General features: G+C 66.8%; 22 protein-coding genes, 1 tRNA gene and 1 pseudogene. 10 read left to right on the forward strand and 14 right to left on the reverse strand.

The features are described from left to right. Positions 1-239 precede the first annotated feature (239 nt). Together ETR14_RS18385 and ETR14_RS18390 are read left to right on the forward strand one after the other, a co-directional pair. A complete protein-coding gene (locus tag ETR14_RS18385) occupies positions 240-1,028 on the forward strand; it encodes a TSUP family transporter (RefSeq protein ID WP_129387245.1) in 789 nt (262 codons plus the stop codon). Between the two features lie 114 nt (positions 1,029-1,142). Next, the gene (locus tag ETR14_RS18390) at positions 1,143-1,322 is read left to right on the forward strand and encodes a hypothetical protein (RefSeq protein ID WP_129387247.1); all 180 of its coding nucleotides are present in this window, start codon (positions 1,143-1,145) and stop codon (positions 1,320-1,322) included. Here ETR14_RS18390 and ETR14_RS18395 read toward each other — a convergent pair. After that, positions 1,319-2,035 (reverse strand): DUF72 domain-containing protein, encoded by a 717-nt coding sequence (locus tag ETR14_RS18395; RefSeq protein ID WP_129387250.1) that lies wholly within the window; start codon positions 2,033-2,035, stop codon positions 1,319-1,321. The genes ETR14_RS18390 and ETR14_RS18395 overlap by 4 nt on opposite strands. A gap of 429 nt (positions 2,036-2,464) precedes the next feature. Here ETR14_RS18395 and ETR14_RS18400 point away from each other — a divergent pair, with 429 nt between their 5' ends. Further along, on the forward strand, positions 2,465-6,991 hold the full coding sequence (locus ETR14_RS18400; RefSeq protein WP_165356517.1) for an Ig-like domain-containing protein: 4,527 nt from the start codon (positions 2,465-2,467) through the stop codon (positions 6,989-6,991). A gap of 148 nt (positions 6,992-7,139) precedes the next feature. Beyond that, positions 7,140-8,558, forward strand: a complete 1,419-nt coding sequence (locus ETR14_RS18405) for a M20/M25/M40 family metallo-hydrolase (RefSeq protein ID WP_129387256.1) — start codon at positions 7,140-7,142, stop codon at positions 8,556-8,558. Between the two features lie 258 nt (positions 8,559-8,816). Here the strand turns inward: ETR14_RS18405 and rplL are convergent, their stop codons facing one another. From rplL to ETR14_RS28490, 4 genes are all read right to left on the reverse strand, one after another. After that, positions 8,817-9,194 (reverse strand): 50S ribosomal protein L7/L12, encoded by a 378-nt coding sequence (gene rplL / locus ETR14_RS18410; RefSeq protein WP_129387259.1) that lies wholly within the window; start codon positions 9,192-9,194, stop codon positions 8,817-8,819. Positions 9,195-9,253: 59 nt separating this feature from the next. Then, positions 9,254-9,769 carry a 50S ribosomal protein L10 gene (rplJ, locus tag ETR14_RS18415; RefSeq protein WP_129387262.1) on the reverse strand — a complete coding sequence of 172 codons (516 nt, stop codon included), beginning with the start codon at positions 9,767-9,769 and terminating at the stop codon, positions 9,254-9,256. Between the two features lie 444 nt (positions 9,770-10,213). Next, complete coding sequence (locus tag ETR14_RS28485) at positions 10,214-10,717, reverse strand: TIGR02594 family protein (RefSeq protein ID WP_165356518.1); 504 nt, start codon at positions 10,715-10,717, stop codon at positions 10,214-10,216. Positions 10,718-10,719: 2 nt separating this feature from the next. Continuing rightward, a complete protein-coding gene (locus ETR14_RS28490; RefSeq protein WP_165356519.1) occupies positions 10,720-11,010 on the reverse strand; it encodes a hypothetical protein in 291 nt (96 codons plus the stop codon). Positions 11,011-11,082: 72 nt separating this feature from the next. On the opposite strand from ETR14_RS28490, the gene ETR14_RS18425 reads away from it, so the two are divergent. Next, positions 11,083-11,937, forward strand: coding sequence for a trypsin-like peptidase domain-containing protein (locus ETR14_RS18425; RefSeq protein WP_129387268.1), 855 nt, complete (start codon positions 11,083-11,085; stop codon positions 11,935-11,937). 85 nt (positions 11,938-12,022) lie between these two features. Here the strand turns inward: ETR14_RS18425 and ETR14_RS18430 are convergent, their stop codons facing one another. The 8 genes from ETR14_RS18430 to ETR14_RS18465 all read right to left on the reverse strand — a co-directional run bounded on the left by ETR14_RS18430 (position 12,023) and on the right by ETR14_RS18465 (position 18,813). Beyond that, positions 12,023-12,970, reverse strand: coding sequence for a hypothetical protein (locus ETR14_RS18430; RefSeq protein WP_129387271.1), 948 nt, complete (start codon positions 12,968-12,970; stop codon positions 12,023-12,025). A 272-nt stretch (positions 12,971-13,242) separates the two neighbouring features. Further along, entirely contained in the window at positions 13,243-14,379 is a 1,137-nt protein-coding gene (locus ETR14_RS18435) for an LD-carboxypeptidase (protein WP_129387274.1), read from the reverse strand. A gap of 196 nt (positions 14,380-14,575) precedes the next feature. Next, the gene (gene rplA, locus ETR14_RS18440; RefSeq protein WP_129387277.1) at positions 14,576-15,274 is read right to left on the reverse strand and encodes a 50S ribosomal protein L1; all 699 of its coding nucleotides are present in this window, start codon (positions 15,272-15,274) and stop codon (positions 14,576-14,578) included. A 4-nt stretch (positions 15,275-15,278) separates the two neighbouring features. Then, positions 15,279-15,710 carry a 50S ribosomal protein L11 gene (gene rplK, locus ETR14_RS18445; protein WP_129387279.1) on the reverse strand — a complete coding sequence of 144 codons (432 nt, stop codon included), beginning with the start codon at positions 15,708-15,710 and terminating at the stop codon, positions 15,279-15,281. Positions 15,711-15,944: 234 nt separating this feature from the next. Beyond that, positions 15,945-16,484, reverse strand: coding sequence for a transcription termination/antitermination protein NusG (gene nusG, locus ETR14_RS18450; RefSeq protein ID WP_129387282.1), 540 nt, complete (start codon positions 16,482-16,484; stop codon positions 15,945-15,947). Between the two features lie 9 nt (positions 16,485-16,493). After that, positions 16,494-16,691 carry a preprotein translocase subunit SecE gene (gene secE, locus ETR14_RS18455; RefSeq protein ID WP_129387285.1) on the reverse strand — a complete coding sequence of 66 codons (198 nt, stop codon included), beginning with the start codon at positions 16,689-16,691 and terminating at the stop codon, positions 16,494-16,496. Between the two features lie 123 nt (positions 16,692-16,814). Further along, a tRNA-Trp gene (locus ETR14_RS18460) sits at positions 16,815-16,890 on the reverse strand. A gap of 180 nt (positions 16,891-17,070) precedes the next feature. Then, positions 17,071-18,813 (reverse strand): fatty acyl-AMP ligase, encoded by a 1,743-nt coding sequence (locus ETR14_RS18465; protein WP_129387288.1) that lies wholly within the window; start codon positions 18,811-18,813, stop codon positions 17,071-17,073. A 130-nt stretch (positions 18,814-18,943) separates the two neighbouring features. Here ETR14_RS18465 and ETR14_RS18470 point away from each other — a divergent pair, with 130 nt between their 5' ends. The 5 genes and pseudogenes from ETR14_RS18470 to ETR14_RS29315 all read left to right on the forward strand — a co-directional run. Further along, positions 18,944-19,483 (forward strand): regulatory protein RecX, encoded by a 540-nt coding sequence (locus tag ETR14_RS18470; RefSeq protein WP_129387291.1) that lies wholly within the window; start codon positions 18,944-18,946, stop codon positions 19,481-19,483. 98 nt (positions 19,484-19,581) lie between these two features. After that, positions 19,582-20,160, forward strand: coding sequence for a cold-shock protein (locus ETR14_RS18475; protein ID WP_371416823.1), 579 nt, complete (start codon positions 19,582-19,584; stop codon positions 20,158-20,160). Continuing rightward, positions 20,157-20,678 carry a DUF192 domain-containing protein gene (locus tag ETR14_RS18480; protein ID WP_129387294.1) on the forward strand — a complete coding sequence of 174 codons (522 nt, stop codon included), beginning with the start codon at positions 20,157-20,159 and terminating at the stop codon, positions 20,676-20,678. The genes ETR14_RS18475 and ETR14_RS18480 overlap by 4 nt, the downstream gene beginning before the upstream one ends. A gap of 308 nt (positions 20,679-20,986) precedes the next feature. Continuing rightward, on the forward strand, positions 20,987-21,373 hold the full coding sequence (locus ETR14_RS18485; RefSeq protein WP_129387297.1) for an NADH:ubiquinone oxidoreductase subunit NDUFA12: 387 nt from the start codon (positions 20,987-20,989) through the stop codon (positions 21,371-21,373). A 230-nt stretch (positions 21,374-21,603) separates the two neighbouring features. Then, positions 21,604-21,771: pseudogene (locus tag ETR14_RS29315) on the forward strand (DUF2155 domain-containing protein); the annotation flags it as partial. A gap of 35 nt (positions 21,772-21,806) precedes the next feature. Here the strand turns inward: ETR14_RS29315 and aat are convergent. After that, the gene (aat, locus tag ETR14_RS18495; protein ID WP_129387300.1) at positions 21,807-22,553 is read right to left on the reverse strand and encodes a leucyl/phenylalanyl-tRNA--protein transferase; all 747 of its coding nucleotides are present in this window, start codon (positions 22,551-22,553) and stop codon (positions 21,807-21,809) included. Between the last annotated feature and the right edge of the window lie 2 nt (positions 22,554-22,555).

Raw genomic sequence — 22,555 nt, forward strand, 5'->3', positions numbered from 1 at the left:
AAAAGCCCCAAAGCTGCCCCGCAGTGCCCCTGAAACAGGCGCTGCGACGTTCGAGCCCGGCCCTTCGTCCCCGAGGGTCCGGGCTCGTTCCGTTCGTGAAGGCACTGCCTTGGTCGGGCGTGGAGGGGGAAGCGCGCCCATATCGCGCAACGGCGGGTCGGGGCTGCGTCGGACCCCGCGCATCATGTGTGCGGGAAATGGCGGGTGGTTCATCCGGCGCGATGGTCTAGGGCGGTGCGATGCATCTAGGCCCCGATCTCGTCGCCTTTCTGATGGCGGCTGCCTTCGTCGCCGGCTTCATCGACGCGGTCGCCGGCGGCGGCGGGCTGATCACGCTGCCGGCGCTGCTCGCTTCGGGCGTGCCGCCGCTTGCGGCGCTCGCCACCAACAAGCTGCAGAGCAGTTTCGGAACGGCGACCGCCTTCTTCACCTTCGCCCGCGCCGGCCATGTCGATCTGCGCCGGTTCGCGGTGCCGACGGCGGCATCGTTCGGTGGCGCGGCGCTCGGCGCGTTCACCGTGCAGCGGGTCGATCCGTCCTTCCTCGCCGGGTTCATTCCGCTGCTGCTGATCGCGATGGCGATCTACTTCCTGATCGGCCCCAGGATGCGCGAGGAGGATCGGCATACCCATATCGGCGCGGTGGGCCTGTTCCTCTTCTGCGCCGGTATCGGCTTCTACGACGGCTTCTTCGGGCCGGGGACCGGATCCTTTTTCACCACGATGCTGGTCGCTTTGGCCGGACTCGGCGTCGTCCGCGCCGTCGCCCACACCAAGTTGTTGAATCTCGCAAGCAATCTCGCGGCCCTGCTGGCGATGATCATCGGCGGCCATGTGCTGTGGCTGCTCGGCCTGGCGATGGCGGCGGCAAGCATCGCCGGCGGCAAGGTTGGCGCCCATGCGGCGATGCGCTTCGGCGGCCGCGCGGTGCGGCCGTTGCTGGTACTGATGTGCCTGGCGCTGACCGTGAAGCTGCTCGCCGACCCCGCCAATCCTCTGCGAAATGCGCTGGGCAGCTGGCTGCGCTGACCAACTGAAACATTTGAAACCATTTCGCCCGCCCCGCGACATGCGGTTGCCGCGGAGGACGCCTATTCCGGCTTCATACAGGGACAGAGACGTTCCGGAGCCAAGGAAATGCAGATGATCCGTTTCTTCACCGCCTTCACGCTCGCCGCGCTGGCGACCGCGATCGGGCTCGACGCGGGGGCGTCGCCGCAGCCGGCGCCGCGCAGCGTCACCGCGGCGCAGATCGAGGCGGCGGTCGACGCGGCGCAGGCGCAGGCCAATCTGACCGCCGAGGGCCGCGTTCGCCGGGATTAATAGAGCCGCGCCGCGAGATCGAGCGCGTCGCCAGTGGCCGCCGACGACGCGGTGTTGTCGAACATGCACCAGCGCTCAGCAGCCGCGACGTTTCGGATCCGAGCGGCATAATCCGTGATCCGCTCGGTGCCGTAGGCCGACCGGTACATGACGGGCGAGCCGTGCAGCCGCCAGTAAGCCAGGCCCGGCCAGCCGCCCGGCACCGCAGCGGCGGGAACGATCGCCGGATCCGCCGCCGCCCGGGGGACGCCGAGGCGGACCAGCAAGGACCCGGCCTCATCCTCGAACCAGCTCGGATGGCGTGGTTCGCAGACGATGCGGGCCATTGTGTAGGACCCAAGCATGGCCAGGAAGTCCTCTGCCGGTGCGGCATCGAAGGCGAGCTTGGGCGGCAGCTGCAGCAGCAGGATCGCAAGCTTGTCGCCGAGACCGGCCGATTCCTCCAGGAAGCGCGCGACCAGATGCTCGCAGCCGACCAACTTCTGTTGGTGGCTGATCGTCTTGGGGAGCTTGGCCGCAAAGCGGAAGTCGGTCGGCACGCTTTCCGCCCAGCGCGCCCAGGTGGAGGCGCGGTGCGGGCGATGGAAGGAGGAATTGATCTCGGCGCCGCGGAAACGGGCGGCGTAGCGTTCGAGGGAGGAGCCTTCCGGCGGGAAGCGCTCCGCGACGCTTCGGGGGAGGCTCCAGCCCGCGGTGCCGATGATCGTGGTCATGGTCGACGAACGCGACGACGGGTGAGAGGATGCAAGAGCGAAGGGCATGGGTTGCGGGACGACTTCATCAAAGGAAGAAGAAGAGGGCTTCGACACGCTCAGCCCGAACGGTTGGGACCATGCTCCTCTATGTAGGTCCGCAACCGCCATCCACTTCCGTTCGGGCTGAGCCTGTCGAAGCCCCCTCCTGGCTTCAGCAACAACAGAAAGATGGCTTGGCTCGCCTTCGCAGCCGCTCACGATGAGCCTTGGCCCGAACCGCTCGAGGGTATTCCGCTTGGCCCGGCACGAATTCCTGACATGCGTGTGTCACAAGTCGGTGATACTACGTAATCGGCTGATTCTCATCGGCTTCTTGTCCCGACGGACCAAGGATAAGCCGCAAGCGCACCGGGTGCTGCGGAGCAAAAACATAGTGAGGGGATGGCAATGGCCGGCGTGTGGATCAACGAATTTCACTACGACAATGCGGGCGCCGATACCGGCGAGTTCATCGAGATCGCTGCGGCCGCAGGCACCAGTCTGACCGGCTGGAGCCTGGTGCTCTACAATGGCGCGAACGGACAGAGCTACAATACGCGCAGCCTCACCGGCACGATCCCGAACCAGCAGAACGGCTTCGGCACGCTGAGCTTTCCCTATCCCGCCGACGGCATTCAGAATGGCGCGCCCGATGCGATCGCCTTGGTCAACCCGGACGGAATGGTCGTCGAGTTCCTCAGCTATGAGGGCAGCTTCACCGCCGCCAATGGCCCCGCCGCCGGGATGACCAGCGTCTCGGTCGGCGTGCTGGAGCCGGGCACTGCCAGCGGCACCGCGATCGGCCGGGTCGGCACCGGCGACGACAGCACGGACTTCAGCTGGGCGGTGATCGCCGACGACACGCCCGGCGGCGTCAATGCCGGCCAGAGCTTTTCCGGCACCGTGATCGATACGCCCGGCGCCTTCTCGATTGCCGATGCCAGCGCCGTCGAAGGCGACGGCGCCGCCGTGCCGATCAGCTTCACCATCAGCCGCGGCACCGACAGCAACGTCGCCGCGTCGGTCGACTATGTCGTGACCCTACCTGGCGGCGCCGGCGGTGCCGACGCTGCGGACTTCGTGTCGCCGGTGCTGAGCGGCACGGTGAGCTTCGCCGCCAACGAATTTTCCAAGACGATCACGCTGCAAGTCGCCGGCGACGCCGCCAACGAAGCGGACGAGACGTTCGCCGTCACCCTGTCCAATCCAGGCAACGGCGCGACCGTCGCCGACGGCAGCGCGGTGGGCACGATCGTCAACGACGATGCGGTGACCGTGACGGGAACGCCGTTCGTCAACGAGATCCATTACGACAATGCCGGCACCGATAGCGGCGAGGCGATCGAGATTGCGGCCCCGGCGGGCACCAACCTCGCCGGCTGGTCGCTGGTCCTCTACAGCGTCAGTTCCGGCGCGACCACCGGCACCGTCTACAACACCATCGCGCTCGGCGGCATCGTCGGCGACCAGGATGACGGCTACGGCACGCTCCAGTTCGCGGTCACCGGCCTGCAGAACGGGGCGCAGGACGGTTTCGCTTTGGTCGATCCCGCCGGCCAGGTCGTCCAGTTCCTCAGCTACGAGGGCGCGTTCGTCGCCGCCAACGGCGCCGCCGCCGGCCTGACCTCGACCGATATCGGCGTCGCCGAGGATTCGGGCACCGCCGCCGGCCTGTCGCTGCAGCTGACCGGCACCGGCGCCAGCGCCGCCGATTTCAGCTGGACCGGCGCGAGCGCGGCCAGCTTCGGAAGCGTCAATGCCGGGCAGGACTTCGTCGGCGCGAATGCCACCGGCCTGATCAGGGTCGGCGATGCGCACGTGATCGAAGGCGACGGCGGCGTCCAGCAGCTGGTCTTCACCGTCACCCGCGCCGGCGGGCTCGGCCAGCAGGCGAGCGTCGATTGGGTATTGAGCCTGAACGGCAGCGCCGGCACCGGCGATCTCGGCGCCGGCCAGCCGCTGTCCGGCGCGATCGCGTTCGCGCCCGGCGTCTCGTCGGTGCAGATCGCGGTCGCGGTCGCCGGCGACACGATCGGCGAGGCCAATGAGACGTTCGAGCTGCTGCTGGTCAACCCGGCCGGCAATATCGCGATCAGCGACGGGGCGGCGACCGGCACCATCGTCAACGACGATCCGACCGCCTTGCGCATCTACCAGATCCAGGGGGAAAGCCACCAATCCGCCTATGTCGGCCAGCCGGTGATCACCGGCGGCATCGTCACCGGGGTGCTCGCCAACGGCTTCTTCCTGCAGGACGCGACCGGCGACGGCAATGCCCGCACCTCCGACGCCCTGTTCGTCTTCACCGGCGGCGCGCCGAGCGTGGTCGCCGGCGATGCGATCGAGGTCCGCGGCACCGTCGCCGAAAATCTGCCTGGGAGCGACCCGACCAACCTCAGCACCACGCAGCTGACCGCGACCCACGTGACCGTCCAATCGAGCGGCAATGCGCTGCCCCAAGCGGTGCTGATCGGCGAGAGCGGCCTCCGCCCGCCGACCGAGATCATCGATGACGACGGCCTTTCCAGCTACGATCCGGCGACCGACGGTATCGACTTTTACGAGTCTCTGGAAGGCATGCGGGTTACGATCGAGGCGCCGTTGGTGGTCGCGCCGAGCAACAGCTTCGGCGAGACCTGGGTGGTCGCCTCGGGCGGGGACGGCGCGACCGGGGTCAACGACCGCGGCGGTATCACCATCTCGGACGGCGACTATAATCCGGAGAAGATCCAGATCGACGCGACAACGGCGCTGTTCGCCGGCTACACGGCCGACCACAGCCAGGGTGACCGTCTCGCCGACGTCACCGGCATCCTTTCATACGGCTTCGCCAGCTACGAAGTGCTGGTCAGCGAAGCCGTGACGGTGACAGAGGACGTGACGCTCGCGCCCGAGGGGCCGACGGCCCTGATCGGCGACGACGACCACCTGACCGTCGCCAGCTACAATGTCGAGAATCTGGACGTCGGCGACGGCGCGGCCAAGTTCGATCTCCTTGCCGACAACATCGTCTACAGCCTGCAGGCGCCTGACATCATCGCGCTTCAGGAGATCCAGGATGCCGACGGCCCCGGCAGCGGCGGCGACCTGTCCGGCCAGGTGACGGCGCAGGCGCTGATCGACGCCATCAAGGCGGCGGGCGGACCCGATTACGTCTATGTCGAAATCGCGCCGGCGACGGCGGGCTCGAGCGGCGGCGAACCGGGCGGCAACATCCGCAGCGGCTACCTCTACAACGCCGACCGTGTCTCCTATGTCGAGGGCAGCGCGGTTCTGCTCGGCGACTCCGCCTTCAACGGCACCCGCAAGCCGCTGGTCAGCGATTTCGTGTTCAACGGCGAGACGGTGCGGCTGATCAACGTCCACTTCACCTCGCGCGGCGGCAGCGATCCCCTGTGGGGCAGCGCCCAGCCGCCGGCGGATGCCGGCGACAGTGCCCGCGCCGCCCAGGGCGCGGCCGTCGCCGCGTACGTCAACGAGACGCTGGGAAGCGATCCGTCGCTCAAGCTGGGCGTGCTTGGCGACTTCAACGGCTTCTGGTTCGAGGACAATGTCAGCCAGCTCGAAGCCGGGGGCGTGCTCACCAACCTGCACCGGCTGCTGCCCGAGGAGGAGCGCTACTCCTATTTCTTCGAGGGCAATTTGCAGGCGCTCGACAATTTCCTGGTCAGCGGCGGCCTCGGCGCCGGCGCGGCGTTCGACGCCGTCCACATCAACGCCGAACTGCCCGACAGCGCCCGCGCCACCGACCACGATCCGACGATCGCCCGCTTCTTCATCCCGCAGCCGAATGAGGCCCCGACCGACCTCGTGCTGGACGACAATGCTGTCGACGAGAATGCGCCGGCGGGCACCCTGGTCGGCACCCTGGCGGCAAGCGATTCGGATGCCGATCCGCTGACCTACGCGCTGGTCGACGATGCGGGCGGCCGCTTCGCGGTCGACGCAGCCACCGGCCGGATCACGACCACGGTTCCGCTCGATCACGAAGTGGCGGCGAGCTACGTCGTGACGGCGCGGGCCACCGATGGCGACGGCCTGTTCGTCGAGCGGACGCTGACCCTGAACGTCGCCGACGTGAACGACGCGCCGGTGGCGACGGGCGACCGCGTCGCCGTCGACGAGGATGCCGCCACCGGCAATCTTTGGGGCCTGCTGCTCGGCAACGATAGCGACCAGGATGCCGGATCGACGCTGTCCATCTCCGCGGTGAACAGCAGCGGTACGCTCGGGTCGGTGGTGTTCGATGCGGCGAGCCGCACTTTGCTTTACGTCGCGGACGCGGACGCGTTCGATGCGCTGGCGCCCGGCGCGGTGGCCGTCGATCGCTTCACCTACACGATCACCGACGAACGCGGCCTGACCTCGACCGCGACCGTCGAGGTGGACGTCACCAGCATCGCCGACGGCATCAGCCGCACCGGCACCACCCGCAACGACACTCTCTACGGCACCGGCGGCGAAGATCGTCTGGCAGGCGGCAACGGCGCCGATCTGCTCTACGGCCAGGCAGGGCACGACCATCTCACCGGCGAGACCGGCACCGACTCCCTGTTCGGGGGCGACGGCCATGACTGGCTGGACGGCGGTGCCAGCGACGATGTGCTGATTGGCGGAGAGGGCAGGGACGTGCTGATCGGCGGCCGGGGCGACGATCTCCTGACCGGCGGCGCGGGCGACGACCTGTTCGTGTTCGGCAAGAGCGGCGGCGACGATCTGGTGCTGGATTTCGACAGCGCGCACGATCGCCTGGTCCTGCTCGACGGGATCAGCGTACGTTATGCGCGCACGACCAATGTCGATTTCGACGGAACCGCCGATCTCGTCATCACCTTCAGCAACGGCGGCGGTTCGGTGACCTTGCTCGACGCCGGCGACTATGCCGACGTCCGCTTCGCGCCGCCGGAAATCCTGGGCGCGCACCCCGCCTTCTGAGTGCGGCGCCGCGGTGCGTCCTCGGCCTTGCCGCGCAAGGCAGGACGCACCGCGGGTCTTCACCGTCCGGGCGGCGCCGCACATTGGCGATGGACAGGGAAGGCGGGCGCGGGAAGTATGCGCGCGTCCTTCCCGGGAGACCGTCCGAATGCGCCTTCGTCCTGCCGTGCTTGCCGCGTCCCTGCTCGCGTCCACCGCCGCCACTGGCTCCGCCGCTCAGCCGCTTGCCGCGGACGGCGAGGCGGCCTTCCGCGCGACCTACAAGGAGCTGGTCGAGACCGACACCACCCTGTCCGCCGGCAGCTGCACGCTCGCCGCAGAGCGGATGGCGGCGCGGCTCAAGGCGGCCGGCTTCGCCGACCAGGATCTTCATCTGGTCGTCGAACCCAGCCAATCCAAGGAGGGGAGCCTGGTGGCGGTGCTTCCGGGCAGCGACTCCAGGCGCAAGGCCCTGCTGCTGCTCGCCCATATCGATGTAGTCGAGGCCAACCGCGCCGACTGGGAGCGGGATCCGTTCACATTGGTCGAGGAAGACGGCTTTTTCTACGCGCGCGGTGCTTCCGACGACAAGGCGCAGGCGGCGGTGTGGGTGGATACGCTCGTCCGCTTCAAGCAGGAGGGGTTCAAGCCCAAGCGCACGATCAAGATGGCACTGACCTGCGGCGAGGAGACGGCCGGGGCCTTCAACGGGGCCCAGTATCTCGCCCAGCAGCAGCGCGATCTTATCGACGCCGAGTTCGCGCTCAACGAGGGCGCGGGCGGCATGCTCGACGACAATGGCAAGCCGATCGCGCTCAACATCCAGGCCGGCGAGAAATTCCCGCAAAATTACCGGCTCGAAGTCACCAATCCGGGTGGCCACAGCTCGCGGCCGGTAAAGGAGAATGCGATCTACCGGCTCGCCGACGCACTGGTGAAGCTGCGGGCCTATGATTTCCCGATCCTGTCGAACGAGGCGACGCGCGGCTATTTCGGCGCGATGTCCAAATTGCTGCCGGGGCCTGCGGCGCCGTCGATGGCGGCGTTCGCGGCCGATCCGAAGGATGCGGCGGCAGCGGCGACGATCGCAGCGGCGGATCCCGCCTGGAATGCAATCCTGCGCACCACCTGCGTCGCCACCATGCTCGATGGCGGCCATGCCACCAACGCGCTGCCGCAGCGCAGCCGCGCCAACGTCAATTGCCGGATCTTCCCCGGCACATCTGTGGAAGCAGTGCGGCAGGAACTGGAACGGGTGGTCGGCGATCCGCAGGTCAAGATCACCACGCTCGAGACCCGCAGCGAGATCGCGCCGCCGCCGCCGCTGACCGAGCGCGTGATCGGGCCGGCGAAGAAGGTCGCGGCGGAGGTGTTTCCGGGCGTGCCGCTGGTGCCGGTGATGGCGGCGGGCGGTACCGACGGCGCCTTCCTGACCCCGGCCGGCATCCCGACCTACGGCCTCACCGGCTTCTTCAGTGATCGCGAAGGCAGCCGCGCGCACGGGCTGAACGAGCGGATGCGGATCAAGTCGCTGATGGACGGCCGGACGTTCCTGTACCGGCTGGTGAAGGTTTACGCGGGGAGCTGACGTCTCCTCTCCCCTTCAGGGGAGAGGGGTACCAAAGCTTGGCGGCTCCGCCGCCGAGCGGAGGTTGGGAGAGGGGCACGCACTCGAAGAGCGCCCGACCAAGCGTTGAGCCAAGGAGCCCGTCTCCCCCTCTCCTTGCTCGCTGCGCTCGCTTTCCTCTCCCCTGAAGGGGAGAGGAGGCAAAAAAAGGGCGGCTCCAGCGGAGCCGCCCTTCTTCGTTCGACCGGGGCCGACCCGAAGGCCGTGCCCGGCAGAAGCTTACTTGACCTCGACGGTCGCGCCGGCTTCCTCGAGACGCTTGCGGAGTTCTTCCGCTTCGGCCTTGGGGATGCCTTCCTTGATCGGCTTCGGAGCGCCTTCGACGAGCGCCTTGGCTTCGCCGAGGCCGAGGTTGGTGATCGCGCGGACTTCCTTGATCACGTTGATCTTCTTGCCGCCGTCGTTGACGAGGATCACGTCGAACTCGGTCTTCTCTTCTTCGACCGGGCCAGCCGCGCCGCCGCCGGCCGGGCCGGCAACCGCAACCGCCGCAGCGGCCGAAACGCCCCACTTCTCTTCGAGCGCCTTGGCGAGGTCGGCGGCTTCGAGAACGGTCAGCTCGGAGAGCTGGTCGACGAGGGATTGAATGTCTGCCATTGTAAGTCTCCAAATCGGGGGCGGTGCCCCAAAGATTTCAGTTCAAAACAAAATGATGATCAGGCGTCTTCTTTGGCGGCATATGCGCCGAAGACACGCGCCAGCTGAGCACCCGGCTCGTTGATCGTCCGCGCGATCTTGGTTGCGGGCGCCTGGATGAGGCCCACAATCGTGGCACGCAGTTGGTCAAGAGACGGCAGTTCGGCCAGCGCACGAACACCCGCGAGGTCGAGGACAGTGTCGCCCATCGCGCCGCCGACGATCTCGAAGCGATCGGTGGTCTTGGCGAAATCGACGGCGACCTTGGCGGCCGCAACCGGATCCGGCGAGGTGGCGAGGCCGGTCGGCCCCGTCAGCATCTCGCCGATGCCGGCATATTGAGTGCCCTCGAGCGCAATCAGGGTGAGCGTGTTCTTGGTCACCTTGAAGGTCGCACCGGCATCGCGCATGCGGTTCCGCAGGGCAGTGGACTGGGCCACCGTCATGCCGAGATTGCGGGTGACAACCACCACGCTGGTCTCGGAGAACGTCTGCTTGAGCTGGGCGACCTGCTCGGACTTTTGAGCTCGATCCATGCCTTACACTCCAAACAGCCCGGCAGAACGCCTGCCGGGCAGGTGAACCCGCACCCGTCGCCGTGTGCAGGCTTGGTACGCACCGAAGCCGAGGCTTCGATGGGAACCGGTCCGAGGGGAGTGGTTTTGCCCGATCATCATCAGGCAGACCCGGCGCCGCCAAGCGGCACCCGGAAAAACGCGTCCCCGTCTCGGCGGGGGATTAAGACCGGCAAACCCGGCCACCCGCTGTCTCGGACGGATGCGCGCAAGGACAAGCCTCGCACGCGAAGCCGCGCCTATACAGGAGGAGGACGGGAAATCAACCCTTTAGTGAGGGGCTGCAGGGGGCATGACCACGCGTAGCTGGCGGACTGGTCTCCGGCGCCGTTTGCCCCTCCACCAGCGACGCTGGTGCCCCTCCCCGAGCAAGGTGCGGGAGGATGTGGTGTGGCGCGTCCGGGATCACGCGTCCGCCGTGCGGAAGCCGAGCAGTTCGTAGCGGTCGGAGACGGCGCCACTGCGGTCGACGGTGTCGGTGAGGAAGCCGTTGCGCGGATAGTCGCGGCGGCAGACCTGGTCGCGCTGGTTGCCGCCGAGGACGTGCAGCATGTCGCCGCGATCCTCGAGCAGGAAGCCGACATGGCCGCCAACCGGCTCGAAGCCGTTGCCGAGATCGCGCGAGCGGCGCCAGACCACGATGGTGCCCTCGCCGGCGTGCGGATCCTCCACGCCCCAACTTGCCCAGGAGGTAGCCCAGCCGGAACCGGTGCCGGTATAGCCCGCCTGGATCACGCACCAGTTCACGAAGGCGGAGCACCAGGGGGTGTCGTCGCGCGACTCCTCGCCGGGTTCGAGATCGTCGCAGGTCTCGAGATATTCGAGGATCCGACGCGTGCCTTCGGGATCGGCTTCGCGGATGCGCCGTCGTTCCTCCTCGAGCGCGATGGCGAGCCAGGGCCCGGCCATGCTCAGAAGAAGCGGCGGCCGGGCTGGATCGGATCGCCGATGCGCCGCCGGGCCGCGGCGGGGCGGAGGAGGGGGGCGCCCCGATCGAAATCGTCGGCGATCTCGGCCCGGGTGCGACGCGCCAGCAGGGCGAAAGCGACAGCGGCGGCCAGCGAGAACAGGCCGATCAGAACCAGATCGGACCAGCCATGGCGAAACAATTCGCTGAAAGTGCGAACGCCGGCCAGGATGGCGATGAAGGTCCATACGGCCAGCCAGCCTTGGCCGCGCATCTTGAAACCGGGGACGGACATGAACCATGTCTGCCCTGCGTGGGCCGTGCCGACAAGCCTCGGATTCGCAGCGTGCCGAACAGGGACAGGACGATGATCGAACCTAGCCATGCTGAACGAACCCCGGGCCGGGGAAGATTGTTCCTGCCGATCGTGCTCGGCCTCGCCCTTGCCGGTGGCGCAGGCGGACTCGCCGCCCACCTCTACGAGGGACGGAAGGAGGCGGCTTCGCCAGGCCTGTCCACCAACGGCACGATCGCGAGCGATGCGGTGCCGCTCAATCGGCTCAGCCTGTCGCCCCTGGTCAACCGGACGGCGCCCGCGGTGGTCAACATCGCGGTGCTGCAGCCTTCGCCGGCCTCGCAAAATCCGTTGCTGCGCGATCCCTTCTTCCGCCGCTATTTCGGGGTTCCGGACAGCGCGCTGGAGCCGGCGATCTCGGCCGGTTCGGGCGTCATCGTCGATGCCGCCCGCGGTCTCGTCGTCACCAACTTCCACGTCGTCCAGAATGCCAGTGCGATCGAAGTCGGCCTGCGCGACGGCCGTCGGGTGCGGGCACGGCTGCTCGGCGCCGCGCCGCAGCTCGATCTCGCCATCCTGACGATCAGCGCCCGCAATCTGCCGGCGTTGCCGCTCGGCAATTCCGGCGCGCTCGCGGTCGGCGACTATGTCGTCGCAATCGGCAATCCTTTCGGGCTCGGTCAGACGGTGACCGCCGGCATCGTCAGCGCCACTGACCGCGGCCTCGGCGACGACGATCCGCGCCGCTTCATCCAGACCGACGCGCCGATCAACCCGGGCAATTCCGGCGGGCCTCTGATCAACATGAGAGGCGAGGTCATCGGCATCAATTCGGCACTGATCAGCCCCAACCAGGGCAATGTCGGCATCGGCTTCGCGATCCCGTCGGACGTGGTACGTGAGGTGGTGGCGCAGGCGGAGCGGTGAAGGGGAGGCGAGGCGACAGGCCGACACCGCTCTTGCTGCGGCGGTGATTGAATCACCCGGCCGTCAGCAAGGTTCGCCCTGGGCATTAGCCGGCGCAGTTCTTGGCCGCGGCTGCAATATCCGATCCGACGTAGCACGGCGAGCCGAGCACTGCATCGAGAGCGGTACGATGGATCATGAGATGACTGCTGCCGAAGACGACCAGCACAGTTTCGCCGGCATTCAAATGTGAGATGATGAATTCGTGGAGATAGGCCGCACGGGCTCGTGAAATCGCCGCGGCAATGCGGTTTGATGGAAATGCGCCGTCGGACAGTGGCCCTGTTTCCTCCATTGCGAAGCTCGGGCCGATCGGCTTCCCGTTCGTTGCCTTGTACCAATCGGCCCAGTCGGTGAAACTGGGCAGAACATCGGGACCCAGCGCGAGGCGCTGACGGTTGCGGGCAAGCTCCTTTTCCACCAAACTTGCCAGTCGAGGATCCCCGGCCTCGGTGAGCTTCTTTTCTCGGATCCATTCAGGAATGGACCGAAGGACGTAGAAACCCAGCAGGTCGGCGCTCGGAAAACCCTCACCAAGCATTCGCGTCTTTATGTCTGCATCGTCCGGTTCGCCACCCCAGAGTGTTGCGCCTTCTTGAACCGCCCCCATCACCGCTGGGATCGTTTCGCCGCCCTCCTGAAACCCGTCCGTCACCTTGGCGGACGACGCGTATTCTATCAGGCGCGCGAAGTTCGGGCCACGCGAGGTCGGGGAGCCCTCCACGATGGTGGCGTCCACTCGGAACGCTGAATAGGCGTTCCTGATCAATTCAAACGTCAAGCTGTCGGTCCGGTTGGCGTGCCGTGCGCCGATGAAGACGAGGTGTCGTTTTCCTGTCTTGTAGACGGCGGCGAATGCATCGTCCGGTTGCTCGTCACGGAGCGACGTCGTCCATTGGGCAAGTCGCTCCGGCGCGGTCCGGAACGGCGCAGGACAGCAAGCAAGGAGGAGAGCAGCCGCAGCGATCCGCGCGGCTGGCAGCTGCAGCTTCACGAATGACACACATGGTTCAACTGTGACATCGGCACTGCGCACCTCGGTCTTGGCTCCGCGGCAGGTGTCCCATATCTATACTCGAGCGGTCAAACTGTTCAACGGGCGCAACTGAAGTGGGTCGGAACAGGCTTCCGACGGGAAGTCCGCGGAAAATGCGCGCCAAGGCGGCGCCACGACGGCTCCTCGCCTCCGCCAGTGCCTGCCCGAAGCCGCACCTTAGCTCGGTCTCCTCTTTTGGCCTCCCTCAGGGCTGACCGAGCGCGGCCGTCCTAAGACACCGCCGGTTCGAGAATCTGGATGGTGCCGGCCGCGGCGTCGATATCGGCGCGGACGCCGAACGGGATGCACAGCTGGTTGGCGACGTGGCCGATGTTCGCGCCGTAGAAAGCCGGCACGCCGAGCGGGGCGAAATGGTGGAAGAGCAATTGCGGCACGGTGAAGCCGCTATAGCCGGCTGCGCCGCCGACGCAGCGCGTGCACTGGCCGAAGACGATGCCGGCCACTTTGCCGAGAATGCCGGCATAGCTGAGCTGCGTGAGCATTCGATCGATCCGATATTCGGCCTCGCCGGTCTCTTCCAACACCAGGATCGCACCGGTGAAATCGGGCATCCAGGATGATCCGACCAAAGCGGCGAGCACGGCGAGGTTGCCGCCGATCAGCCTGCCCTGAGCGCGACCGGGGCGGATCGCCGTGGTGCGCCAGCGCGGGTCGACCTGCGCTGCAACTGGGGTCTCGCTCGTTGCGGGAGCCGGAGCCGCTCCGAAGGGAGTCCCCGGCGCGTTGGCACCCGGATCTGCGCCAGCGGGCAGCGGTGCCGGCAGGATCAGGGGAGCAGGATTGCGCAGCAGCGGCATCTCGCCCGCGAAGGCAAGGCTGGTGAAGCTGCCGGCGCTGATCGGCTGCCAGCTGTTGCCCGCATTGGGACCATGGATGGTAGCGAAGCCGGCCTTGGCGGCAAAGGCGAGGTGCAAAGCGGTGATGTCGCTGAAGCCGATCAGCAGCTTGGGATTGGCGGCGATCGTCTTCCAGTCGAGAAAAGGGAGAATGCGGGCCGAACCCCAGCCGCCATGCACCGCAAAGACCGCGCGCACCGCCGGATCGGCATACATGCGGTTGAGATCGTCGGCGCGGTTGCGGTCGCTGCCGGCGAGATAGCCGTAACGCGCGGTGACGTGAGGACCGATCTTCGGCACCAGTCCCAGAGCGGCGATATTGGCCTCGATCGCCGCGAGCTCCTCGCCGCCGTCGCTGAACATGGCCGGCGCCACCAGCCCGACGACGTCGCCGGGCCGTAGCCGCGGCGCTTTGCCCTTGCTTGGCGGGGTTCCCGCGCTTGCGGGCTCGACACCGGGCAGTGTCATCAACGCACCCATGGCTGCGACAAGATTGCGGCGGCTCAGCATCGTGGCCCTGTAGCCCGCCGCGACCCTGGTACCAATGCCTGTTCGCGATCCTCTCGCACCTTCGCCGGTGCGGCATGGGCGCGGGGAGTGGCGCGCGGTTCGCCGGAAGCCTGCTTCGCCTACGTGGGGGCGGGAAAAGAGAAAGGGCCGGAGCTTGCGCCCCGGCCCTTCTTTCAGTTCGCTGAGCGCGCGGCGTTTAGGCGCCGGCGACCTCGGCGAGATCGACCTTGAGGCCCGGGCCCATTGACGAGCTCATCGCGACCTTGCGGACGTACTTGCCCTTGGCGCCGGTCGGCTTGGAGCGGACGATCGCCTCGACGAACGCTTCGAAATTGCGGCGCAGGTCGTCGCTCGAGAAGCTGACCTTGCCGATGCCGGAATGGATGATGCCGGCCTTTTCGACGCGGAACTCGACCTGACCGCCCTTGGCCGCCTTGACGGCTTCGGTGACGTTCGGGGTGACGGTGCCGAGCTTCGGGTTCGGCATCAGGCCCTTGGGGCCGAGCACCTTACCGAGACGGCCGACGATGCCCATCATGTCCGGGGTCGCGATGACGCGGTCGAAGTTGATGTTGCCGGCCTGGATCGATTCCATCAGATCCTCGGCACCGACGACGTCGGCGCCGGCGGCGGTTGCTTCGTCGGCCTTGCCGCCGCGGGCGAAGACGGCGACGCGCACGTCCTTGCCGGTGCCGGCGGGGAGGGTGACGACGCCGCGGACCATCTGATCGGCGTGGCGCGGATCGACGCCGAGGTTGAGCGCGACTTCGATCGTCTCGTCGAACTTGGCGGTGGCGTGCGCCTTCAGCGTCTCGATCGCCTCGGTGACGCCGTAGAGCTTGTCACGGTCGACGGCGGCGGCGAGAGCCTTCTGCTTCTTGGTCTGCTTGGCCATGATCTCAGCCCTCCACCACTTCGAGGCCCATCGCGCGGGCGGAGCCTTCGATGATCTTCGCCGCAGCGTCGAGATCGTTGGCGTTCAGATCCTTCATCTTGGTCTCGGCGATCTCGCGCACCTGGGTGCGGGTGACGGTACCGGCCGAGGTCTTGCCGGGTTCCTTGGAGCCCGACTTCAGGCCCGCCGCCTTCTTCAGCAGGAAGGTCGCCGGCGGAGTCTTGGTCTCGAAGCTGAACGAACGGTCCGCATAGACGGTGATGATCGTCGGGATCGGCATCGCCTTCTCGAGCTCATTCGTCGCGGCGTTGAACGCCTTGCAGAATTCCATGATGTTGACGCCGCGCTGACCCAGAGCCGGGCCGATCGGCGGCGAAGGATTGGCGGCGCCCGCGGGCACCTGGAGCTTGATATAGCCCGTAATCTTCTTTGCCATGTTTCACTCTCTTCCAAGTTTAGCGGTGATGACGGCCTCCGAGGAGGCCTCCCGCATGGATCGGGTCGAAGTGGGGCTTCGACCCGCTTTTTCCGGATCGCTCCGGAAACTGTTATACCCGTCATCCCAGCGGAAGTTGGGATCTCAGGTCGGAAACGCTCAAGCCTTCACTACGAGATCCCAGCCTTCACTGGGATGACGTGAAGGGCGGTAGATAACGGCCCGCAGGGGCCGTTACTTGACTCTTTCGACCTGTTCGAATTCGAGCTCCACCGGGGTGGCGCGGCCGAAGATCGAGACTCCGACCTTGACCCGGCCGCGGTCGAAATCGAGTTCCTCGACCATGCCGTTGAAGCTTGCGAACGGACCGTCGAGCACCTTGACGTTGTCGCCGATCTCGTAATCGACGTTGACCTTGGTCTTCGGCGCGGCCGCTGCGGCTTCCTCCTTGGTGTTGAGGATTCGCGCGGCTTCGGCCTCGGAGATGGGCTGCGGCTTGCCGCTGGAGCCAAGGAAGCCGGTGACCTTGGGCGTGTTCTTGACGAGGTGATAGACGTCGTCGTTCATCGCCAGCTTGGCGAGCACGTAGCCCGGAAAGAACTTGCGGTCCGAAGTCACCTTCTTGCCGCGGCGGACCTCGGTCACCTTCTCGGTCGGAACCTCGACGGCTTCGACCAGCTGCTCGAGCCCGAGCCGCTGCGCTTCCGACATGATCGACTCGCGGACCTTGTTCTCGAAGCCCGAATAAGCGTGGATGATGTACCAGCGGGACACGTGACTTCCTTAGCTCAGCAGACCGAGAAGCGCCTGAACGATGGCGCTGAAGGCCGAATCGGTGGCGAAGAAGAAGACGCCGAGGATCGTCGCCATGATGACCACCATGATCCCGGTCGTCACCGTCTCCTTGCGGGTCGGCCAGACGACCTTGCCGGTCTCGGTCTTCACCTGCCGGAGGAATTCGCCCGGATTGACTTTTGCCACCGCTTAAACCCTCAAAACAACACAAATCAGGCCAAGGATTGATCCGCCGGGCGGACCGTCCTTGACCTTGCTTGACCCCCTGTCCCTAGGTTTCCCTTCAGCCGCCCCGCGCCGAAGCGGGGATGGCAGGAGTGGAGGGACTCGAACCCACGGCCCTCGGTTTTGGAGACCGATGCTCTACCAACTGAGCTACACTCCTAAGGGAGCCAGGGAGAGCGCGGTCCTTAGCGAGGGCTTCGGAACCGCGCAAGGCTTATCGAAGAGATGGTGGCGAACGGGCAGGCTGCAAGAGGGGCGCGCGTGCTGAGCTTGTCCCCGGCAGAGGAACCCCCTCCCCCAGCGGGGACAGGGTGGATCTGACGGGGTGTCGCGGCGGCCGTCAGGCGGCGATGTCGTAGGGCTGGATTTCGCCGGACAGATAGAGGTTGCGGGCCTTGGCGCGGCTCAATTTGCCGGAGCTGGTCCTGGGTAAGGTGCGCGGCGGCACCAGCTCGACGACGCAGTTGATGCCGGTAATCGCCCGCACCCGATCGCGGATCGCGTCGCGAAGACGGCTGCGTTCGGCGACGTCGGAGGTGCGGCACTGGACGAGCACCGCCGGCGTTTCCTCGCCGCCCGGCGTGGTGATCGAGAAAGCGGCGATGTCGCCGGCTTTGAAGCCGGGGAGCTGCTCGACCGCCCATTCGATGTCCTGCGGCCAATGGTTGCGGCCGTTGATGATGATCATGTCCTTGGCGCGGCCGACGATGTAGAGATAGCCGTCCGACATGTAGCCCATGTCGCCGGTGTCGAGCCACTTGTCGGCGCTGAGACAGGCGTCGGTCGCCTCGGCATCGCGGAAATAGCCGACCATGACCGAATCGCCCTTGCACCAGACCTTGCCGATCTCCCGATCGGACAGGCGGCCGCCATTCTCGTCCAGGATCGCGACTTCCATGTCGCGCACCGGTTTGCCGCAATTGACGATCGAGCGGTAGCGCTGCGGCCGGTCCCGCTCGGCGGGGCCGCCGCCGGCGAGCAGGGTCTCTTCGACCAGTTCGACGACGATGCCTTCGCCCGGCGGCATGATCGTCACGGCGAGCGTCGCCTCGGCCAGGCCGTAGCTGGGCGTGAAGCTCTTGGCGTTGAAGCCGGCTTCGGCGAAGGCATCGACGAAGGATTGCATGACGTCGGGCCGGATCATGTCGGCGCCGTTGCCGGCAACCCGCCAGCGCGACAGATCGAAGCGGTCCGAAACCTTGGACAGGCTGCCGATGCGGCGCGCGCAGATGTCGTAGCCGAAGGTCGGCGAGTAGCTGAGCGTGGTGCCCTGGTTGCGGCTGATCAGATCGAGCCAGGCGAGCGGCCGCCGGGCGAAATCCTCGGTCTTCAGATAATCGGTCGAAACCTGGTTGGCGACCGGCGACAGGAAGCAGCCGACCAGGCCCATGTCGTGATACCAGGGCAGCCACGAAATGCAGCGATCGGTGTCGCTGACCTGCATGCCGTGGCTGTGCGCCGCGAGATTGTTGAGCAGGGCATGGTGGGTGATGACGACGCCGTGCGGGAAGCGCGTCGAGCCGCTCGAATATTGCAGATAGGCGATGTCGGAGCTGTCGGCGGCGGGAAGCTCCGCAGCCGGTGCCTCGCGGGTGGCGAATTCTTCCCAGACGATGCCCTCGACACCGACGCTCTCTGCGGCGGCGCCGGCCATCGAGGCGAGCTCGGCCGGGTAGAACAACGCTCTCGGATCGGAGCTGCGCAGCTGAACCGACAATTGATCGATATAGGAATCGCGGCCACCGAACGAGGTCGGCAGCGGCAGCGGCACCGGCCAGGCGCCGGCATAGATGCAGCCAAAGAACAAGGCGGCGAAATCGGGGCCGGTCTCCGCGACGAGGGCGATTCGATCCTGCGGGCGCACGCCCGCGGCGATCAGCCGGTAGGCGGCGGCGATCGCGTCGTCGCGCAATTCGCGGAACGGGTAGCTGCGCGACAGCTGCCCTCGCGGGTCGTGGAAATTGAGACCGCGTAGACCTTGCGCGGCGTAATCGAGCGCTTCGCCGAGCGTCCGGAAATCTGCGAAGCGCCGCGGCAGATCGTCCGCGGTCGGGGTCGGGGCGAGGAGGTTACTTGTCTGCATATTTCTCGATTTCGGCAGGTGCTTGCACTGCGATGTCGTTTCTATCCAGGGGCCGGGCCGCACGAACGCAACCCCGTCAGGAGGCAATGGCCGTTCATAATCGTTATCGACTGTGGCACAAACATGGCGCGTGAGACAGACCAGCCACAAAAAGCCCCGGCCGCCGCTTGCCGAAGCCGCGCTCGAGCGCCTCGCCCTCCACTATGTGGAGCGCTATGCGACGACCCGCGCCAAGCTTGCCACTTATCTTGCCCGCAAGATCGCAGAGCGGGGCTGGGCTGGGGAGACGGCCGATCCGATCCCGGCGCTGGTCGAGCGTTTCGCCGCTTTGTCCTATGTCGACGATCGAGCATTCGCCGCAGCGCGGGCCGCATCGCTCACCCGGCGTGGCTATGGCGAACGCCGGGTCGGGCAGGCGCTGCGCGCGGCAGGCGTCGGCGACGAGGATGCGGAGCCGGCCCGCGAGGAGGCGCGCGAGGGCGCCTGGGGCGCAGCCTTGCGGTTCGCCGAGAAGCGCCGGATCGGCCCCTATGCGGCGCAACCGCCGGTGGATCGCGCGGCGCGCGAAAAAGCGATCGCAGCGATGTTGCGCGCGGGCCACGATCTCGGCCATGCTCGCCGCATCATTAACTCTTGCCCGGGAGAAATCCCGGAATTGGACGGTTGCTGAAAAGCTAACGTATACAGTTCACAAGATATCGAAAGCCGTGATAGTCCTTGTCTTGGGGAAACTTGGTGGATCGGCCGAACATGATGTCGCGACGGGAAATGCTGGCCGATAGCTCCGCGCGGCAAGAGGGGGAGGGGGAAGAGGTGCACTCCGAAGAAGAGGGGCTCCTCAAGATCACCGGAACAATGAAGTGGTTCGACGCGACGCGTGGTTTCGGCTTCTTGGTATCGGAAGAGGTGCCGGGCGACGTACTCGTCCATTTCAGTGTGTTGAAGGAGCATGAACGGCGAAGCCTCCCGGAAGGCGCCGTAATCGAATGTCTGGTGGCCCAGCAGGAGCGGGGTCTTCAGGCGCGCAAGGTGCTGTCGATCGATCTCAGCCATGCGATCGTGCCCGAACCGCCGCGCGCGTCGGGGGCGGGGGCGAAGGAGCGGGTCGATCCGACCGCTTTGCTCGACGAGGCCGGAGCGTTCGAGCCGGTGCGGGTGAAATGGTTCAACCGGTTGAAGGGCTATGGCTTCCTCAACCGGGAGGGCAACGAATCGGAGGATATCTTCGTCCATATGGAGACCGTCCGCCGCGGCGGCCTCGCCGACCTTCAGCCCGAGCAATTGCTGCAGGCGCGCATCGCCAGCGGACGCAAGGGGCCGCTGGCGGTCGAAGTGGAGCCGCGATGAGGCGAGCGATCGGGCTTGCGGCAAGCCTTGCCGCACTCCCGCTCGCCGCCTGCCAGAAACAGCCGGAACAGAAGCTCGCCGCGTTCAACGACACGGCTGCGCCGGGTGAGAGCGAGGCGACGCACCCGGTGTCCGGCCTGCCGGTGGTGCGCCTCGGGATCGTGGCCGGCGGCAGGACCCACCACTTCACCGTCGAGGTTGCGCCGTCCGCCGACGAGCAGGCTTACGGTCTGATGAACCGGCAGCAGATTGCGCCGACAGAAGGCATGCTGTTCCCGTTCGCCAGGGCGCAACCGGCGCAATTCTGGATGAAGAACACCCTGATCCCGCTCGACATGATCTTCATACGGGGCGACGGCAGCATCGCCCGAATCGCAAGCGCCGCGCCGTTGTCGCTGGAGCCGGTCGGCGTGAGCGAGCCGGTGCTGGCGGTGCTGGAGATCGCCGGCGGCCGAGCCGCCGAGCTCGGCATCACCGCGGACGCCCGGATCAGCTGGCCGGGAGGCCCGCAAAGCTGAGCGCAGGCGCAGCGAGGCGACGATCCAGGCGGCGATGGGAGCACGGCCCGCTCATGATCGCCGATGGCCGTGGAGAGTGTGCCGAGACCGAGCGGCACCGGTACGCCAGAGCAGCAGCGCCGCGGCGTTCAGCCACGCCATCAGCTACGCTGTCCCCCTCTCATCGCTGCGGCAACCGGGAGGATCGGAGACCTTTCAACCCGACACGCTGCTCCGCCCGACACACACTCCTCGGCGCATTGGCGATCCGGGGAGCAGAGGCACGGTCAGGCTTGCGCCTTACCCCGCATCGGCGCTAGGCGACGGCCATGGGATTCCTGAAGCAGATCTTCACCTGGTGGGACGGCGCGACGATCGGCACGTCGCTGCACGTGCGCCGCAATGGCCGCCAGGTCGGCACCGACGATCTCGGCAACGTCTATTACGAGGCGAAGAAGGGCGGCCGCCGGTTCGTCATCTATAACGGCCCGAACGACGCCAGCCGGATTCCGCCCGAATGGTTCAGCTGGCTGCATCACCAGATTGCAGGACTTCCCGACGAAGCGCTGCCGCCCGCGCCAAAATTCCTGCGCGAGCCGACCGGCAACCGGACCGGAACGCCGGAGGCCTACAAGCCATCGGGTGCGCTCGATCGGGGCGGCCGGCGCCCGGCGGCGAGCGGCGATTACGAGGCGTGGACTCCGGATCAGGCATGAGCGGCCTCGCCTGCCGCGCCGCCGCGCTCGCTGCTCTTGCCGCACTCACAGCCTGCGGCGGTGACGGCGGTCAGCAGAAGAAGGCCGGCAAGCAGAGCGAACCCGAACCGCAGACCGTCGACATTCCGCAGACGGTTACCGCGTTTGCGCCGGGAACCACGCCGATGGCGCAGCGTGTCGCCGTCGTCTCTCTGCTCAACAAGCGCAACGGCAGTTCGCGCGATCTCACGATGAAGCCGGGCGAGGCGCTGCGAGTCGGCGACGCGATCGTCCGATTGCGCGCCTGCGAAACCACAGCGCCGTGGGAAGTTCAGAAGCTCACCGGTGCCTTCGTCCAACTCGACGTCCGCAATCCCCAAGGCGAGTTCCAGCGGGTGTTCTCCGGCTGGCTGTACAAGGAGACGCCGTCGCTCAACGTCGTCGAGCATCCGATCTACGACGTCACCCCCAAGAGCTGCGCGATGACCCATCCCGAAGGCGGCGAATCGACGGTCCGCGCCGAGTCGGCAAGCAATCGGTCGAGTGCGCCGAGATCGGGCGGCGCGCGGCGTGCCCCGGCGGCGCCGGCACCGTCTCCCGGCGGAACCACGGAGACTCCGGCGGCAGCGGCTCCGTCCGCCGACAGCGCAGAGGCCAACAGCGCCAGATAATCCTTCTGGCTGATCTCGATCGCGCCCAGGCTGCGGAGATGATCGGTCATGAACTGGCAGTCGAGCAGGGTGTAGCCGCCGACCTTCAGCCGCGCCACCAGCCAGGCGAGCGCCACCTTCGAGGCGTCGGTGCGCTTCGAGAACATGCTCTCGCCGAAGAACGCCCCGCCGAGGCGCACGCCATAGAGGCCGCCGACGAGTTTGCCGTCCTGCCGGCATTCGATCGAGTGGGCGTAGCCAAGCTCGTGCAGGCGGACGAAACTCTGCTCGATCTCGTCGTTGATCCAGGTCTCTTCGCGACCGGCGCAGAGCCGAATCACATCGGCGAAGGCGGTGTCGCGGCTGACCTCGAATGCACCGGCGCGGAGGGTCTTGCGCAAGGAGCGGGAGAGCCGGAAGCCTTCGATCGGCAGGATCGCGCGCTTGCGCGGTTCGACCCAGAAGATCTCGGCCGCATCCCGGCTGTCCGACATCGGGAAGACGCCGATCGCATAGGCACGCAGCAGCAGGTCGGGATCGATCAGCGCCATGG

Origin of the sequence: Sphingosinicella sp. BN140058 (assembly GCF_004135585.1) — a bacterium.
Lineage (GTDB): Bacteria > Pseudomonadota > Alphaproteobacteria > Sphingomonadales > Sphingomonadaceae > Allosphingosinicella.

Bases quoted from the DNA above. Each gene is read 5' to 3' on its own strand.
- ETR14_RS18385 (WP_129387245.1), top strand. From the start codon at position 240: ATGCATCTAGGCCCCGATCTCGTCGCCTTTCTGATGGCGGCTGCCTTC.
- ETR14_RS18390 (WP_129387247.1), top strand. From the start codon at position 1,143: ATGATCCGTTTCTTCACCGCCTTCACGCTCGCCGCGCTGGCGACCGCG.
- ETR14_RS18395 (WP_129387250.1), bottom strand. From the start codon at position 2,035: ATGACCACGATCATCGGCACCGCGGGCTGGAGCCTCCCCCGAAGCGTC.
- ETR14_RS18400 (WP_165356517.1), top strand. From the start codon at position 2,465: ATGGCCGGCGTGTGGATCAACGAATTTCACTACGACAATGCGGGCGCC.
- ETR14_RS18405 (WP_129387256.1), top strand. From the start codon at position 7,140: ATGCGCCTTCGTCCTGCCGTGCTTGCCGCGTCCCTGCTCGCGTCCACC.
- rplL (WP_129387259.1), bottom strand. From the start codon at position 9,194: ATGGCAGACATTCAATCCCTCGTCGACCAGCTCTCCGAGCTGACCGTT.
- rplJ (WP_129387262.1), bottom strand. From the start codon at position 9,769: ATGGATCGAGCTCAAAAGTCCGAGCAGGTCGCCCAGCTCAAGCAGACG.
- ETR14_RS28485 (WP_165356518.1), bottom strand. From the start codon at position 10,717: ATGGCCGGGCCCTGGCTCGCCATCGCGCTCGAGGAGGAACGACGGCGC.
- ETR14_RS28490 (WP_165356519.1), bottom strand. From the start codon at position 11,010: ATGTCCGTCCCCGGTTTCAAGATGCGCGGCCAAGGCTGGCTGGCCGTA.
- ETR14_RS18425 (WP_129387268.1), top strand. From the start codon at position 11,083: ATGATCGAACCTAGCCATGCTGAACGAACCCCGGGCCGGGGAAGATTG.
- ETR14_RS18435 (WP_129387274.1), bottom strand. From the start codon at position 14,379: ATGCTGAGCCGCCGCAATCTTGTCGCAGCCATGGGTGCGTTGATGACA.
- rplA (WP_129387277.1), bottom strand. From the start codon at position 15,274: ATGGCCAAGCAGACCAAGAAGCAGAAGGCTCTCGCCGCCGCCGTCGAC.
- rplK (WP_129387279.1), bottom strand. From the start codon at position 15,710: ATGGCAAAGAAGATTACGGGCTATATCAAGCTCCAGGTGCCCGCGGGC.
- ETR14_RS18465 (WP_129387288.1), bottom strand. From the start codon at position 18,813: ATGCAGACAAGTAACCTCCTCGCCCCGACCCCGACCGCGGACGATCTG.
- ETR14_RS18475 (WP_371416823.1), top strand. From the start codon at position 19,582: ATGCTGGCCGATAGCTCCGCGCGGCAAGAGGGGGAGGGGGAAGAGGTG.
- ETR14_RS18480 (WP_129387294.1), top strand. From the start codon at position 20,157: ATGAGGCGAGCGATCGGGCTTGCGGCAAGCCTTGCCGCACTCCCGCTC.
- ETR14_RS18485 (WP_129387297.1), top strand. From the start codon at position 20,987: ATGGGATTCCTGAAGCAGATCTTCACCTGGTGGGACGGCGCGACGATC.
- aat (WP_129387300.1), bottom strand. From the start codon at position 22,553: ATGGCGCTGATCGATCCCGACCTGCTGCTGCGTGCCTATGCGATCGGC.